17 protein-coding genes are annotated in these 15,749 nt (G+C 54.8%); 8 read left to right on the top strand and 9 right to left on the bottom strand.

Features of this window, described 5'->3' with window-relative positions; translation table 11 throughout:
• Positions 1-6 precede the first annotated feature (6 nt).
• The 6 genes from cydB to IM300_RS01715 form a co-directional block, all read right to left on the bottom strand.
• The gene (cydB, locus tag IM300_RS01740) at positions 7-1,017 is read right to left on the bottom strand and encodes a cytochrome d ubiquinol oxidase subunit II (protein WP_063451967.1); all 1,011 of its coding nucleotides are present in this window, start codon (positions 1,015-1,017) and stop codon (positions 7-9) included.
• Entirely contained in the window at positions 1,017-2,420 is a 1,404-nt protein-coding gene (locus tag IM300_RS01735; protein ID WP_003862857.1) for a cytochrome ubiquinol oxidase subunit I, read from the bottom strand. The genes cydB and IM300_RS01735 overlap by 1 nt, the downstream gene beginning before the upstream one ends.
• Positions 2,421-2,490: 70 nt before the next feature.
• Positions 2,491-3,363, bottom strand: a complete 873-nt coding sequence (locus tag IM300_RS01730; RefSeq protein WP_063869221.1) for a manganese catalase family protein — start codon at positions 3,361-3,363, stop codon at positions 2,491-2,493.
• Positions 3,364-3,380: 17 nt separating this feature from the next.
• Positions 3,381-3,887, bottom strand: a complete 507-nt coding sequence (locus IM300_RS01725) for a ferritin-like domain-containing protein (protein ID WP_193034995.1) — start codon at positions 3,885-3,887, stop codon at positions 3,381-3,383.
• 63 nt (positions 3,888-3,950) lie between these two features.
• Positions 3,951-4,448: a ferritin-like domain-containing protein gene (locus tag IM300_RS01720; RefSeq protein ID WP_063451964.1), complete on the bottom strand. Its 498-nt coding sequence runs from the start codon at positions 4,446-4,448 to the stop codon at positions 3,951-3,953.
• A gap of 90 nt (positions 4,449-4,538) precedes the next feature.
• On the bottom strand, positions 4,539-4,727 hold the full coding sequence (locus IM300_RS01715) for a general stress protein (protein WP_022651794.1): 189 nt from the start codon (positions 4,725-4,727) through the stop codon (positions 4,539-4,541).
• Between the two features lie 453 nt (positions 4,728-5,180).
• Between IM300_RS01715 and yjdI the strand changes: the two genes are divergently transcribed.
• Positions 5,181-5,411: a 4Fe-4S mono-cluster protein YjdI gene (yjdI, locus tag IM300_RS01710; RefSeq protein WP_003862849.1), complete on the top strand. Its 231-nt coding sequence runs from the start codon at positions 5,181-5,183 to the stop codon at positions 5,409-5,411.
• Positions 5,412-5,421: 10 nt separating this feature from the next.
• Positions 5,422-5,694, top strand: a complete 273-nt coding sequence (locus tag IM300_RS01705) for a GNAT family N-acetyltransferase (protein WP_063451963.1) — start codon at positions 5,422-5,424, stop codon at positions 5,692-5,694.
• 33 nt (positions 5,695-5,727) lie between these two features.
• On the opposite strand, the gene IM300_RS01700 is transcribed toward IM300_RS01705, so the two are convergent.
• Complete coding sequence (locus tag IM300_RS01700; RefSeq protein ID WP_063869224.1) at positions 5,728-6,957, bottom strand: amino acid permease; 1,230 nt, start codon at positions 6,955-6,957, stop codon at positions 5,728-5,730.
• 116 nt (positions 6,958-7,073) lie between these two features.
• Positions 7,074-7,538: a multidrug/biocide efflux PACE transporter gene (locus IM300_RS01695; RefSeq protein ID WP_193034993.1), complete on the bottom strand. Its 465-nt coding sequence runs from the start codon at positions 7,536-7,538 to the stop codon at positions 7,074-7,076.
• Positions 7,539-7,639: 101 nt separating this feature from the next.
• Here IM300_RS01695 and IM300_RS01690 point away from each other — a divergent pair, with 101 nt between their 5' ends.
• From IM300_RS01690 to IM300_RS01680, 3 genes are all read left to right on the top strand, one after another.
• Positions 7,640-8,506 (top strand): LysR family transcriptional regulator, encoded by an 867-nt coding sequence (locus IM300_RS01690; RefSeq protein WP_063869227.1) that lies wholly within the window; start codon positions 7,640-7,642, stop codon positions 8,504-8,506.
• A 92-nt stretch (positions 8,507-8,598) separates the two neighbouring features.
• Positions 8,599-9,777 carry an acetyl-CoA C-acetyltransferase gene (locus tag IM300_RS01685; RefSeq protein ID WP_193034991.1) on the top strand — a complete coding sequence of 393 codons (1,179 nt, stop codon included), beginning with the start codon at positions 8,599-8,601 and terminating at the stop codon, positions 9,775-9,777.
• Positions 9,778-10,094: 317 nt separating this feature from the next.
• Positions 10,095-10,778 (top strand): oligogalacturonate-specific porin KdgM family protein, encoded by a 684-nt coding sequence (locus IM300_RS01680; RefSeq protein ID WP_064909885.1) that lies wholly within the window; start codon positions 10,095-10,097, stop codon positions 10,776-10,778.
• 73 nt (positions 10,779-10,851) lie between these two features.
• Here the strand turns inward: IM300_RS01680 and IM300_RS01675 are convergent, their stop codons facing one another.
• Positions 10,852-12,027, bottom strand: a complete 1,176-nt coding sequence (locus tag IM300_RS01675; protein ID WP_063451958.1) for an oligogalacturonate lyase family protein — start codon at positions 12,025-12,027, stop codon at positions 10,852-10,854.
• Positions 12,028-12,327: 300 nt separating this feature from the next.
• On the opposite strand from IM300_RS01675, the gene kduI reads away from it, so the two are divergent.
• The 3 genes from kduI to IM300_RS01660 all read left to right on the top strand — a co-directional run bounded on the left by kduI (position 12,328) and on the right by IM300_RS01660 (position 15,717).
• The gene (gene kduI, locus IM300_RS01670) at positions 12,328-13,164 is read left to right on the top strand and encodes a 5-dehydro-4-deoxy-D-glucuronate isomerase (protein WP_063451957.1); all 837 of its coding nucleotides are present in this window, start codon (positions 12,328-12,330) and stop codon (positions 13,162-13,164) included.
• Positions 13,165-13,227: 63 nt separating this feature from the next.
• A complete protein-coding gene (kduD, locus tag IM300_RS01665) occupies positions 13,228-13,989 on the top strand; it encodes a 2-dehydro-3-deoxy-D-gluconate 5-dehydrogenase KduD (protein WP_063451956.1) in 762 nt (253 codons plus the stop codon).
• 312 nt (positions 13,990-14,301) lie between these two features.
• Positions 14,302-15,717, top strand: coding sequence for a sugar porter family MFS transporter (locus IM300_RS01660; RefSeq protein ID WP_193034989.1), 1,416 nt, complete (start codon positions 14,302-14,304; stop codon positions 15,715-15,717).
• Positions 15,718-15,749 lie beyond the last annotated feature (32 nt).

Here is a 15,749-nt window from a genome sequence, read left to right as displayed (position 1 = left end):
CAATCCTTAGTGATAACCTTCGGTATCAGACACTTTGCCCCGGAAGACGTAGTAGCTCCAGGCGGTGTAAACCAGGATCACCGGAACGATGAGCAGCGTGCCGATCAGCATAAACAGCTGGCTGGCAGGCGGCGCAGAGGCTTCCCACAGGGTAATGTGCGGCGGAATAATGTGTGGCCACAGGCTGATGCCCAGCCCGCTAAAGCCGAGAAAGATTAAGCCCAGCGTCAGCAGGAACGGGCGGGCGTGGCTGTCGGGATTGCGCGTCAGCCGCCAGATCCACAGGCTGAATACCGCCACCAGTACAGGGACCGGCAGGAACCAGAAGAAGTTGGGCAGAGTGAACCAGCGCTCGGCGACAAACTGCCAGCCGAGTGGCGTCCAGATGCTCACCACCGCAATGACGGCGATCAGCGCCAGCAGCACGTGACGGGTCAGCTCGCGCATCCGGTTTTGCAGCGCCCCTTCGCTTTTCATGATTAGCCACGTGGTGGCCAGCAGGGTATAGGCGACAATTAAGCCCAGCCCGCAGAACAGGTTAAACGGCGTGAACCAGTCCAGCGAGGAACCGACAAAGCGTCGGCCTTCGACGTCAAAGCCGTTGATCATCGCGCCGACCACGATCCCCTGGCTGAAGGTCGCGAGCAGGGAGCCGCCAGCAAAGGAGTAGTCCCAGAACTTGCGGTGGGAAGGGGTTGCCTTGAAGCGAAACTCAAACGCGACGCCGCGGAAAATCAGCCCGATCAGCATGGCCGTCAGCGGGATGGTCAGAGCATCAATAATCACCGCGTAGGCCAGCGGGAACGCGCCGAACAGCCCCGCGCCGCCGAGAACCAGCCAGGTTTCATTTCCGTCCCAGACCGGGGCGACGCTGTTCACCATCACGTCGCGCTCTTTGGCATCTCCCACAAAGCTGAACAGCATGCCGATACCGAGATCGAAGCCGTCCATGATGATGTACATCAGCGTGGCGAAGACAATAATGGCAAACCAGATGACCGGGATATCGACGCCCATCAGATCTTCTCCTCTTCCGGAACGGACTCGGCGGCGGACAGCGGACGGGCAGGGGTGCCCGACGTGTTAGACGTCAGCGTGCCGACAGGCTGCGGCCCTTTCTTAATTAACCGGGCGAGATACACATAGCCCACGCCAAACACCGAACAGTAAACCACGATAAAGGCCAGCAGGCTGATGCTCATCTGCAACGTGCTGTGCAGAGACACCGCATCTATCGTGCGCAGATAGCCGTAGACGACCCACGGCTGACGGCCTACCTCGGTGGTGACCCATCCGGCGAGCAGCGCGAGCAGTCCGGCTGGCCCCATGCAGAGGGCAAACCAGTGGAATGGCCGGGAGTGGTAAAGCCGACGGCGATAGCGCAGCCAGACGCTCAGCACGCCAAGCGTAATCATCAGCAGGCCCATGCCGACCATAATGCGGAAGGACCAGAAGACGATGAGCGAGTTCGGACGGTCCTCTTTCGGGAAATCTTTTAGCGCAGGCACCTGTTTATCCAGGCTGTGCGTCAGGATCAGGCTGCCGAGGGCCGGAATTTCAAGCCCGTACTTGGTGCGCTCCTCTTCCATATCCGGTACGCCAAACAGCAGCAGCGGGGTGGCCTCGCCCGGCGGATTTTCCCAGTGGCCTTCAATCGCGGCGATTTTGGCCGGCTGATGCTCAAGCGTATTCAGCCCGTGCATATCTCCGACTACAGCCTGAATGGGCGCGACCAGCAGCGCCATCCACATGGCCATGGAGAACATCTTGCGGATCGCGGGCGTATCGTTACCGCGCAGGAGGTGCCACGCCCCGGACGCGCCCACAAACAAGGCGCTGCACAGGAAGGCGGCAATGGACATATGGATCAGGCGGTAAGGGAAAGAGGGGTTAAAGATGATGGCCAGCCAGTCTTCGGGAATAACCTGTCCGTTCTGGATACTGAAGCCCTGCGGGGTGTGCATCCAGCTGTTGGAGGCGAGGATCCAGAAGGTGGACATCAGCGTGCCCAGCGCCACCATGCAGGTGGCAAAGAAGTGCAGGCCGGGGCCAACCTTGTTCCAGCCGAACAGCATCACGCCCAGGAAACCGGCTTCCAGGAAGAAGGCGGTTAAAACTTCATAGGTGAGAAGGGGGCCGGTTATGCTGCCCGCGAACTGGGAAAAGCCGCTCCAGTTAGTGCCAAACTGGTAAGCCATCACCAGCCCGGAAACCACGCCCATGCCAAAGTTCACGGCGAAAATCTTTAGCCAGAAATGGTATAGCGATCGCCAGACATCGTTTTTTGTGCGAAGCCACATGCCTTCGAGTACCACCAGATAGCTCGCAAGCCCGATGGTGATCGCAGGGAAGAGAATATGAAAAGAGACGGTAAAGGCGAACTGGATCCTGGCCAGATGAAACGCATCGAGCTCGAACATGCTCCGTACCTCTGGAACTGATAGCGCACATGGTATTGCCAGGCAGCCTCAGGCGGCCTGGCAAAACCGGTTACGGTTTTTTCTTACCCGCACCAAGCTCGGCGCCGGTAAGCGGATCGGCATCAGGATCGGATTTCGTGCGCGCGCACATCGCTTTGACCAGCGTGGCCTGCTCTGTTGTGAGCGTCACGCTTGCGCCACCGTCACCACCATCGACCGCTGGCTGAGGAGATTCCACGTAGTCGAAGTGCTTATCGCTGTTCCAGCTGCCGCGAACTTCTCCCCCCTCAGACATATTGTAGTACTTGTTGGTGTACTCTTCGATTGGCGGCAGTTTACCCGGTGGGAAATTGTTACGGATCGACTGGAGTGCCTTCTCAAATGAGAGCTGGTGCGCTGCCTCACGCGTCATTAAAAACGCCAGCGCATCTTTAACACCCGGATCGTCCGTTACGTTAATCAACCGCTCGTAGATAATCTTGGCGCGCGCCTCTGCCGCTATGTTAGAGCGCAGGTCGGCTGTGGGTTCGCCAATGGTATCTACATAGGCTGCCGTCCAGGGCACGCCCGCGGAGTTGGTGAGCGGTGTGCCGCCACCGTAGAGCAGGGAGGTGATATGACTGTCGTTGCCGTTCTCGGTCATTGACCGGTACAGCTCCGCTTCATTTTCAACGCCTTCCGCCAGCTCACCTTTCGCACCCTTATTCAGCATACCCACCAGGGTGCCGATAATTTCCAGGTGGCTTAACTCCTCGGTCGCGATATCCATCAGCATATCTTTACGACCGGGATCGTCGTCGCTCAGTCCCTGCGTAAAGTAACGACATGCCGCGGCAAGTTCGCCCTGCGGCCCGCCAAACTGCTCAAGCAGCAGGTTGGCCAGGCCCGGATTCGGTTCGGCTACGCGGACCGTGTATTGCAGCTGTTTTACGTGTCGAAACATAGGTTCTCCCTCTTCCGTTATTTTTTCGCTTCAACGCCGTCCGCGTCGGAACGCAGCAGGAACTGTTCCGTCGTTAGAGGGATATGTTGAATCAGCCAGTCCGCCATCTGGCGCTCTTCTTCCAGAATGGACTCAATGGCAGGAATGGAGGCGGTATCGCCCGCTTTCCTGGCCGCAGCCAGCAGGGAGGTGTAGCAGGCAATTTCAAACTGCTCAAAAACGTAGCCGCTGATAGAGCCTTTAACAATTTCATCGGAAGGGAACATACCGCCAATGGACTGGCCGAGTGCCGCCATTTTGCTCATAGAGTCTTTGATGACCGAACGGGAAATATCGTTGCGGTCGAGAATTTCTTCCAGCACGGTAATTTGATGTTTAGTCTCATTAACGTGTTGTTCAATTCGTGCACGTAAGTCGGGATAATTATCAATACGGCTGGCCATTGATTCCAGCATTGATTCGGCTTGCTTTTCCATCGCATGGGCATCGCGTAGCCAATCATGGTAGTGTTCTACATGATTCATAATTAACTCCTGGTAGTTTATATTCTGGTTAATTTTTGGTGCTGATGCTCATCAAATTAGTATTTATCCTTTCTGGGCTTTTTGATTAATATTGCCGACAGCCAGATCGGTTAATTTGAGATCGGTTTCTTTTTCTTCTTCCAGCGTTTCGGCAAGAAGTTTAACGGCTTTTTTATAGCCTAATTGTTCTGCCAGGGTGGCCAGGGTGCCGTAGCTGGCAATTTCGTAGTGCTCGACTTTCTGCGCAGCGGCAATTAAGGCGGCATCACGAACTTCATTTTTCTCTGTGCTCTCAATCACTTCGTTGGCTTCTTCAATTAAGCCTTCCATCGCAACGCATTTCATGCGCTTGAGCTTGAGGCCAGATTCCTGCTCAATAATCTGATCAATACGTTCGATCTGTCCCTGCGTTTCTTCGAGGTGAGCCGTGAACGCGGCGCTCAGCTTCTCGCTGGATGCGGCGCGGGCTAATTTGCTCAACGCGCGGGTCAGCTGCTTCTCAGCGCTGTAGGTGTCGGATAACAGGTGTATAAATACATCTTCAACACTTTTCATATTCATATATTCGCTCCAGTGAAATAAAGGGAAGGTACTGCGAGCCGACGGGCCCGCAGCATGCTCTCGGTATATTTATAAGAGCTTTAAATAAGATCAGGAGTTGTCAGATTTACGGCCTCCGCCGTGACTGTTCTGTCCCCCTTTCTTACCCGCTTCAGATGCGCGTTGCGGATCGTTTTTGAAATTACCGCCGCTGTGCTGGCCGCCTTTACGTCCAGCTTCTGATGCTTTCTCACGGTCTTCAGCGAAATTACCGGAACCACCACGATGTTGCTCTGCCATATATCAACCCTCATGTTGCGTTTATGTCAGGAGATACGATAAGTAATTCGTATCAGTTGTCGTTCAGGAATTAACATTAGTCGTTATGTGAGAAGAGTCAAATTTCCTGTCTGGGTTGTTTTGCGCTATTTCCAGAGGGGCGGGGAAAATACCGCTTCGTTATGGCTTTTGAAAATCGGAAGTAAATCCATTGCTTAGGGGAAAATAACTTGGCTCGTTAGGATTCCGCTTAGCTAATAATCTTAATGTGAACGCGGCGAGAATTATTACAAGAATTGACGTAGCGCAAAAATATATCTTGCTGACCAGCGTCTTTTTATTCGGAATAGTCTTAATCGAGAAGCGAAATAACGAGCCGAAAACAACGTGTCCGATCGTCATTTTTGACGTGGTCAGCCGGAACGGGTAAGGGTATGCTGCATTTGTCACCACAATAATTACAGAGGCAATGTCATGGATCAGGAGCTACTGGATGCGGGATACCGGGCCTACACCGGTGAGAAAATCGATGTCTACTTCAACACCGGGATCTGCAAACACTCGGGCAACTGCGTGCGCGGCAGCGCGGCGCTGTTCGACCTGAAGCGTAAACCGTGGATCGCACCGGATGAAGTGGATGCAGAAACTGTCGTACGCGTAATTGATACCTGCCCGAGCGGTGCGCTGAAGTACCGCCAAAAATAAGCGAGGAACCATGGATATTCTTGAAGGCCATAACAAGTTTTACGTCAACGACGCCGAAGGCAATCAGGTGGCGGAGATCGTCTTTGTCCCGACCGGCGAGCATCTGAGCATTATCGAGCACACCGATGTGGATCCGAGCCTGAAAGGGCAGGGTGTGGGTAAGCAGTTGGTGGCAAAAGTGGTGGAGAAGATGCGCGGTGAGAGCCGTAAAATTATCCCGCTGTGCCCGTTTGCAAAGCATGAGTTTGATAACACGCGGGAGTATGACGATATTCGGGCGTAAAACCGATGCCCGGCATTGCGCCGGGCAGCGTATTCAACCGACAAACATCACCGACACGCACAGCACGCCAACAATCAGCGTCAGCAGGTTGCCGATGGAGCGGTACGGTTTTAGCGACGGGATCAGGTACGTCGACAGCGTCGGCATGATGAACAGGATCATGGCGATAAGCGGACCGCTGATGGCGTAAATCATCGAAATCGCGTTCGGATTGATGCAGCAGACCGCAAAGGTAATCAACGACACGCCAAGAATGGAAACGGCGCGGTTAAAGGCGCGGCTTTTCTTCACCCCCACCTGATTCAGCGACGACCTCACAATCTCCGTTGCCCCTTCAATCACGCCAAAATAGGTGCCGAGGAACGATTTCGACATCGCAATAATCGCCACGATAATGCCGGAAATGCCCAGCCATGCCGGGGAAGAAGGCATCATCGACAGCGCGGACAGGATTGTCACCCCTTCCTCTTTTGCCGCCACGATATAGGACGGTGGAATCGAAAGCAGGCAGCTGAAGACAAAGAACAGCACGCTAAGGCAGATGATCAGGTACGCCACTTTCATGATTTTTTTGCATTTACCCATGGCCTCTTCACCGTATTTCTCGCGACGGTCTACGGCAAACGTCGAGATAATCGGGGTATGGCTAAAGGCGAAAACCATCACCGGTATGGAAATCCACACCTGATGCAGCGTGTGCCGATCGACGGCCATCTGGCTGGTCAGCAGCGACGGCTGCCAGCTGCCCGTCAGGTACAGCGAGACAAACAGGAAATAGGCAATCAGCGGGAAGACCAGGAATCCCATTACCTTAATGGTAATGTGCCGCCCCATCAGGAAGATGAGGTTCAGGATCAGCACCACGCCAAAGCTCACCAGCATCCGCACGCCGGTATCCACCGTCATCCGTTTCGCCAGCTGCTCAGTGAGCGAGTTGGTTATCGCCACCGCGTAAATCAGCACCACCACAAAGAAGGCCACAAAATAGAGCGTGGTGATCAGGTTGCCGATCTTTTTACCGTAATAATGGGTTACGGCACCGGTGATCCCTTCGCTGCCTTTCGTTTTCGATGACAGGATGAACTGCGCCAGCGCCTTGTGCGGCCAGTAGGTTAAGGGATACGCCACAAGGGCGGTGATCAGCAGGACAATCGCGCCAGCAGAGCCGAGCTGAATGGGCAAGAACAGGGTTCCTGCGCCCACGGCAGTGCCGTAGAGGGCGAAACTCCAGAGAGTCTCTTCTTTTGACCAAATTTTCGACATTAGAGCAACGTATCAACTATAAAACGAACAAAAAGGAGTGCAATTTACCATAATTATGCGTTGAGGTCGCCGTTGCTTCGCAGGTGAAGGGCCGGAGAACGCCTCCGGCCCGAGGATCATTCGCTTGCCAGCGCGCGTCGCTGCTGGCGGCGCTTGATGATTTTCTCCCGCAGAGTGTCGTACGCCCAGTTGTAGAGCATGGTGTACGGCAGGAAGAACAGGAAGAAACCAATTTCCAGCGTGAATGCCTGAAGCAGCGTCACTCCGAGCACGGCGGCAACGATGGTCACACCAATCACGATAAAGCCGCATTCAAAACCCAGCGCATGCAGGGCGCGCACTTTCGCCGTGCGCTTCACCCGCTGTACGGGCCAGAAACGGTCGAAGCCAAAGTTGTAGATAATGTTCCAGAGCATTGCCGTGGTCGCCAGAACAATGGTGAGCCCACCCATTTCCAGCACCGAGCGCTGCATGAGCCACGCGGCCGTCGGGGCGAGGATCGCCGTAGCAATGCCTTCAAAACAGACGGCGTGGAAGATCCGCTCCGGCAATTTACGTTGGAGTGCATCCTGATGTTGCATAGTTACCTCATGAATTCGCCAGCAGGGGCGTGAATGGCGCCTATTCTTATCGCTTAAGGTGATATATAAAAGATGGTATCCATCGATAAAGTAGATACATCATGCGTTATTCTCCTGAAGCCCTGACCGCGTTTGTTGAAACCGTCGCCGCAGGTTCGTTTTCCGCTGCGGCCCGACGGCTGCGCAAAAGCCAGTCCACCATCAGCACCTCCATCGCCAACCTTGAAGCTGACCTGGGGTTTGAGCTGTTCGACCGTTCGGCGCGTCACCCGGTGTTAACCGCCCAGGGTGAACAGGTGCTGGGCTATGTCCAGTCGATCCTCGCCGCCAGCGCGCGCCTCGACGAGCTGGCCGTATCCTTAACGGCGCAAACGGAGGCGCGTTTTACCTTTGTTCTCTCCGATACGCTCAACCCGGCCGTGCTGGAAGAGATGATGAGCCAGTTCGACCGGCGTTTCCCGCACACGGAATTCGAGTGTCTGATTGGGGAAGAGGAAGACGTAATTGACCTGCTGCAAAAGGAGCGGGCGCAAATTGGCCTGACGGAAGCGCGCGACAGCTACCCGACCGATATTGGCGCGACCCGTCTGCCCGTGCAAACGCGGATGGCCATCTACGTCTCTGCCGGACATCCTCTGGCTGCGCAGCATGAGACGCAGGCGGACGAGCTGCACGGCTGGCGCGAGCTGCGGCTGAGTACCTATCTCGAACGGGAAGCCACCCTTGCGCGTGGGCCGGTCTGGTCCGCGCCGAATTACCTGTTACTGCTGAGCATGGCGGTACAGGGCTTTGGCTGGTGCGCGTTGCCCTGCGCGCTGGTGGATGAATTTGCCGCGTCGAAATCGCTGGTGCAGCTGAACGTGCCGGGCTGGCCGAGGTCGATTGCTATCGATCTGTTATGGAACAAACGAACACCGCCCGGCGTCGCCGGAAGCTGGCTGCGCCAGTACTTGCAGGACGCACGCTAATCCTGTGACTAAACTCACTAATTTTAAACATTTGCGTCAATTGTTGATAACAATCCTCTACTATCGTCATGTCATTTTGCACAGAGGTCGTGATGAAAGATGTCGTTATAGTGGGTGCGTTACGTACGGCTATCGGCTGTTTTCAGGGAGCGCTTGCGCGTCACTCTGCGGTTGATCTTGGCAGCGTGGTGGTAAAAGCGCTGGTAGAACGCAGCGGGATTGCCGCACATGAAATTGATGAGGTGATCCTGGGCCAGGTGCTGACCGCGGGCGCGGGACAAAACCCTGCGCGTCAGGCGGCGCTGAAGGGCGGCCTGCCTAACACCGTTTCGGCGATCACCATCAACGACGTCTGTGGATCAGGTCTGAAGGCGCTCCATCTTGCGACGCAGGCCATCCAGTGCGGTGAAGCGGACGTGGTCATTGCCGGCGGGCAGGAGAACATGAGCCGCGCTCCGCACGTGCTGACCGACAGCCGGACCGGCGCGCAGCTTGGAAACAGCCAGCTGCTCGACAGCCTGGTTCACGACGGGCTGTGGGACGCCTTTAACGATTACCACATGGGCGTGACGGCGGAGAACCTGGCGCGGGAATACGGTATCAGCCGCGAGCTTCAGGACGCGTATGCCCTCAGCTCGCAGCAAAAAGCGCGCGCGGCGATCGATTCCGGGCGCTTTCGCGATGAAATTGTCCCGGTCAGCACCCTGCGCCAGAACGGCGAAGCGTTTATCGTTGATACCGACGAGCAGCCGCGCACCGATGCCAGCGCGGAAGGGCTGGCAAAACTCGATCCCGCCTTCGAAACGCTGGGTTCTGTGACGGCAGGCAACGCCTCTTCCATCAACGACGGTGCGGCGGCGGTGATGATGATGAGTGAAAGCAAAGCCCAGGAGCTGGATCTGCCGGTGCTGGCGCGCATCAAGGCGTTTGCCAGCGTGGGCGTTGATCCGGCGTTAATGGGGATTGCGCCGGTCTATGCCACGCGCCGCTGTCTGGAGCGGGCGGGCTGGCAGCTGAGCGACGTGGATCTGATTGAAGTCAACGAAGCCTTTGCTGCACAGGCAATCTCGGTCGGGAAAATGCTGGAATGGGATCCGCTGCGGGTCAACGTTAACGGCGGGGCGATCGCGCTGGGTCATCCCATTGGCGCTTCTGGCTGCCGTATTCTGGTGTCTTTAGTCCACGAAATGAAAAAGCGTAACGCCCGAAAAGGAATTGCAACCCTCTGCATTGGCGGAGGGCAAGGGGTGGCGCTGGCTATTGAACGGTAATTTCCCTCTCTGCACACAACAAGCCTCCCTACGGGAGGTTTTTTTATCCCGCTGAATCCTTTTTTAACGCTTTTGCGTTCTTTCTGAAGCCCGCAATATTCATTGCGCGGTTAATTATTCGCATTGCGAAGTGCTTAGTGTGATCTCACTCCTGGAATTTACGCGTAATACGCCTTTTTTGTTGATGGGGTTCACGTCGATCTTTGCCAAAAAAAATGAAACAAATAATTTCGATCTTTGTCACTAAAATAACGGTGCATAAAAAATAAACTCAAGTTTCATAAAAACGAAACGATATTTTAATTGAGGGTTTATTCATGTTTAAAAAATCTCTGGTCCTTGCCTCTCTTATTTCCAGCACGTTTGCGGCCCACGCTGTGACCGTCGATCTGCGTCACGAATATATCGACAGCGGCTCGAATGCCGACCGTGTTGCCGTCTCGCACCGCTTTGATAATGGCTTCGGTTTTTCCGTTGAAGCGAAGTGGAAATCCGGCGGTGACAAGGCGGATCAGCCTTTTGCCGACGTGGTGGGAAACGGTCATGAAGATCAGATTAGCTGGCGCTGGAAAGCGACGGACAATATCGCCCTGACCCCTGCGTTTACGATTGAAAGTACAGACAGCCGCACCATTTATAAACCGAATCTGCATGTGCAATATAGCTTCGATAATGGCTTCTACGTCGCCGCGCGTTACCGTTACGAATATACCCGCTACCCGTCAAGCTCAAATAAGGACGATGATAAAGTTAACCGTGGTGATGCGTGGGTCGGTTGGGTATTAGGTGACTGGCGTACCGAGCTGAATTATGTTTACGCGAAAAGCGCTGAAGGGATGGCCCGAAATAACAATAAAGATTATTCCAACGAATATAACGCCAAGCTGGCCTATAAATGGGATAAAAACTGGGCGCCGTATGTTGAGGTGGGTAACGTGGGGGTTAAAGAGACCGACGAACGACAGACCCGCTTCCGTGCAGGCGTGGCGTATTCCTTCTGATAATCCACCTTCTTCGCAAAAAAAAGCCCTCCGAATAGGAGGGCAAGGCCAGTTACAGAAACACTTACTCAAGTCAGGCATGCAACATTTCAGGTTGCTCGGGGAGTTTCGCGATATAGAGGGCCGGTTTGCCGTCTTTATCGGAACTGTACAGCACCGCTTTTTCGTCCGGCGTAAAGGACGGATGCGGGTGGGTTACCTGGCGGCTGTTCGCCACCGTAGCCCAGGAGGTGTCGTGACGGGCGATGCGGAAAAACGCTTTCTTCGCCACGTCAAAGGCATACAGATAAGGATCGTTATCAATGGTGTAGCCGCCAGTGTCTTTCACATCGACAGGCGTGCCGGAACCGTCGCCGACGAGCAGGGTGCCGTCAAAATTGCTCATCAGGTGCGAGCAGGCGGGCATATTCATTACCGCTTCATTAATGCCGGTGTCCGGGTTGAAGCGGGAAATGGTGCGGCCCTGCTGGCCCTTCAGATAAGAGACGTAGATCAGCGCGGAGCCGTCCGGCACCCAAAATTCATGCGTACAGCTTTCACCTTCCGCGTGCGTCTTCACTTTCCGCACGTTGCTGCCGTCTTCGTTGACCAGCCACATGCGGGCGTCAACCAGATCATGCGGCCCTTCATGACAGAAGGCCACGGTATTGTCATCGAACGGACGATAAATGGGATGCCCCAGCCAGATCTTCTCGTCATGAATGGTGGTGCTTTCACCCGTTTTCAGATCAACGCGCAGCAGGCGGCAGTGCGGCCCTTTGTGGAAAAAATCGTGAAAAATTTTCCAGTCGTTGAGCGGGGTCCAGTCTCGTTTTGCAATTTCAATGCCCACCAGCCTGGTGCAGTCGCTGTTCGCAACCCAGGTACCGTAGCCGACCCACTCTTCCGGGACGCGGTACACTTCACGCTCCGCCAGCGTCTGTAAATCCACCTCCAGCAGGGTGCGATCGTTCTTCACATAGTAGAAGGATTTATCGTCCGGGGAGAGGAAGCCGCCAAAGGTGTTATCCCCCGCACCTTCAGTTAACTGTACCGCTTCGGCGTTTTTCAGGTCCAGCAGGTAATAGTTCCAGTGACCGTCGAACTCCCCGGCGAACAGCAGATGGCTGCCATCGTTAAAGAAGCACTTCTGGTAAAAGTAGTTGCGATGACAGGTTACTTCCGGTGGGGTCAGGCGGGTGACTTCCACGCCTGTATCCGGATCGCGGCTGACCTCGTAGTTCAGCTTGACCCGCATACCTTTAGCCATAATGCACTCCTTTGAACGCGAATTGTGGGTTGAAAACTGGGTGTTAAATTATCAAAACAATGTTTCATTATGTGTGACTGACAGCGCAATTTATCAGTTTCATGGATAAGAAGACCGTCCTGATAGATTTATCGTGATCGAAACACCATTTCCGGCATAAACATGCAGAAAAAATGAAACGATGTTTTAAATGCAATTGAAAAGCGCTGTGGCAGGGGATAATATGTGCTCATCACGAAAACGGAACGTTGTTTCGTTAATTATCTTTGCCTTCGGGCACGATCCATTCTGGAGGTTGATGTGGAAGTCAGACAAAGCATCCACAGCGCGCACGCAAAAACGCTGGATACCCAGGGGCTGCGCGGTGAGTTTTTAGTTGAGCAGGTGTTCGAAGCCGATAAGTACACCATGGTCTACAGCCATATTGACCGCATTATTGTGGGCGGGATTATGCCGGTGGCGAACACCGTCTCCGTGGGCGGTGAAGTGGGCAAACAGCTGGGCGTGAGCTACTTCCTTGAACGCCGCGAGCTGGGCGTGATTAACATCGGCGGGCCGGGCACCATTACTGTCGATGGTCAGTGCTACGAGATCGGCCACCGCGACGCGCTGTACGTCGGTAAAGGCGCAAAAGAAGTGGTCTTTGCCAGCGTCGACGCCAGCAAACCGGCGAAGTTCTACTACAACTGCGCCCCGGCACACACCCACTACCCAACCAAAAAAGTGACGCCTGCGGACGTTTCCCCGGTGACCCTTGGCGATAACCTCACCAGCAACCGTCGCACCATCAACAAATACTTCGTTCCGGACGTGCTGGAAACCTGCCAGTTGAGCATGGGGCTGACCGAGCTTGCGCCGGGCAACCTCTGGAACACCATGCCGTGCCATACCCATGAGCGCCGCATGGAAGTCTACTTCTATTTCAACATGGATGAAGATGCCTGCGTGTTCCACATGATGGGACAGCCGCAGGAGACGCGCCATATCGTTATGCATAACGAGCAGGCGGTCATTTCGCCGAGCTGGTCTATCCACTCTGGCGTGGGGACGAAAGCTTATACCTTCATCTGGGGTATGGTCGGTGAAAACCAGGTCTTCGATGATATGGACCACGTCGCTGTTAAGGATCTGCGCTAGCCGCAGGCAGTTAAGCATAAATCTGCCTGTTGGTGACAGGCGCTGAACGATTAAGGAACAAACATGATTCTGGATGCATTTTCTCTGCAAGGTAAAGTGGCTGTCGTTTCCGGTTGTGATACCGGGCTGGGGCAGGGTATGGCGTTAGGCCTGGCGGAAGCGGGCTGTGATATCGTTGGGATTAACATCGTTGAGCCAACGGAAACCATCGAGCGCGTCACCGCGCTGGGCCGTCGTTTCCTGAGCCTGACCGCTGACCTGCGCAAAATCGACGGGATCCCTGAGCTGCTGGATCGCGCGGTGGCGGAGTTTGGTCATATCGATATTCTGGTTAACAACGCGGGCCTGATCCGTCGTGAAGACGCGATTAACTTCAGCGAAACGGACTGGGACGACGTCATGAACCTGAACATCAAGAGCGTGTTCTTTATGTCCCAGGCGGCGGCGAAGCACTTCATCGCGCAGGGTAAAGGCGGCAAAATCATCAATATCGCGTCGATGCTCTCCTTCCAGGGCGGCATCCGCGTGCCGTCTTACACCGCATCGAAGAGCGCGGTGATGGGCGTGACCCGTCTGCTGGCAAACGAGTGGGCGCAGCACAACATCAACGTCAACGCGATTGCGCCGGGCTACATGGCCACCAACAATACCCAGCAGCTGCGTGCGGATGAAGAGCGCAGCGCGGCAATCCTGGAGCGTATTCCAGCGGGTCGCTGGGGTCTGCCGAGCGATCTGATGGGGCCGGTTGTATTCCTTGCGTCCCCGGCATCGGATTACATTAACGGCTACACCGTTGCCGTCGACGGCGGCTGGCTGGCACGTTAATTCATCCTGAATAAAGAACCTCTGCCCTCGGGCAGAGGTTTTTTTTGCGCCAAAATTGCCTTTATCCATATCCTTAAAGATGAAAAATCCATACTGAAAAGGAATGGATGACGGGTATCACACATTTATTGCTTAGATATTAACTAATTAATAAAAAATAAGGATAAATCGCCCTGATTTGAAATTGTAATGTCCATCACAGATCGGTATGTCGTAGCGAAAAAATCCATATCTTCACCAGTTCCGACCTGACACTTTCTTCCGGTATCTCGTAATTTCACTTAACGAATTTCGCTGTTGAGGCAGGAAACTATGACATCTATAAATGACTCTACCCTTATGCCCGCTGCGTTGCGCGATACCCGACGCATGAACCAGTTTGTTTCTGTTGCGGCTGCCGTAGCCGGTTTATTGTTTGGCCTGGATATTGGCGTTATCGCCGGCGCGCTGCCCTTTATTACCGATCACTTTACGTTGAGCAATCGCCTGCAAGAGTGGGTGGTGAGCAGCATGATGCTGGGCGCGGCCATCGGCGCGCTCTTTAACGGCTGGCTGTCATTCCGCCTCGGGCGCAAATACAGCCTGATGGTTGGGGCGATCCTGTTCGTTGCCGGCTCCATTGGCTCGGCGTTCGCCACCAACGTTGAAGTGCTGCTGCTGTCCCGCGTGCTGCTGGGCGTCGCGGTGGGTATTGCCTCCTACACCGCGCCGCTTTATCTCTCGGAAATGGCGAGCGAAAACGTGCGCGGGAAGATGATCAGCATGTATCAGCTGATGGTGACGCTCGGTATCGTGCTGGCGTTTCTGTCGGATACGTACTTCAGCTACAGCGGTAACTGGCGGGCAATGCTTGGCGTGCTGGCGCTGCCCGCGTTGCTGCTGATTGTGTTAGTCATTTTCCTGCCGAACAGCCCGCGCTGGCTGGCGCAAAAAGGACGCCACGTGGAGGCGGAAGAGGTGCTGCGCATGCTGCGCGACACGTCTGAAAAAGCCCGTGAAGAGCTAAACGAAATCCGCGAAAGCCTGAAGCTGAAGCAGGGCGGCTGGTCCCTGTTTAAGGCTAACCGCAACGTGCGCCGCGCGGTGTTCCTCGGCATGCTGTTACAGGCGATGCAGCAGTTTACGGGGATGAACATCATCATGTATTACGCCCCGCGCATCTTCAAAATGGCCGGTTTTACCACGACCGAACAGCAGATGATCGCCACGCTGGTAGTAGGGCTGACCTTTATGTTCGCGACCTTTATCGCGGTGTTCACCGTTGATAAAGCCGGACGCAAACCGGCGCTGAAAATTGGCTTTAGCGTGATGGCGCTCGGCACCCTGATCCTCGGCTACTGCCTGATGCAGTTTGATAACGGCACGGCATCAAGCGGCCTCTCCTGGCTCTCCGTGGGCATGACCATGATGTGCATCGCGGGTTACGCAATGAGCGCCGCGCCGGTGGTGTGGATCCTGTGCTCGGAAATTCAGCCGCTGAAATGCCGCGACTTTGGGATCACCTGTTCCACTACCACTAACTGGGTGTCGAACATGATCATTGGCGCGACCTTCCTGACGCTGCTGGATGCAATTGGCGTGGCAGGTACCTTCTGGCTTTATACGGTACTGAACGTGGCGTTTATCGGTGTGACCTTCTGGCTGATCCCGGAAACCAAAGGCGTGACCCTGGAACATATTGAACGCAAGCTGATGAAAGGGGAGAAATTACGTAATATCGGCGTGTAATGTAAATTGCCGGGTGGCGCTTCGCTTACCCG

Origin of the sequence: Enterobacter cloacae complex sp. I2 (assembly GCF_014896205.1) — a bacterium.
GTDB lineage: Bacteria > Pseudomonadota > Gammaproteobacteria > Enterobacterales > Enterobacteriaceae > Enterobacter > Enterobacter quasihormaechei.
The sequence above is the reverse complement of the archived record's forward strand: the minus strand, read 5'-3'. Positions and strand labels throughout refer to the sequence as shown.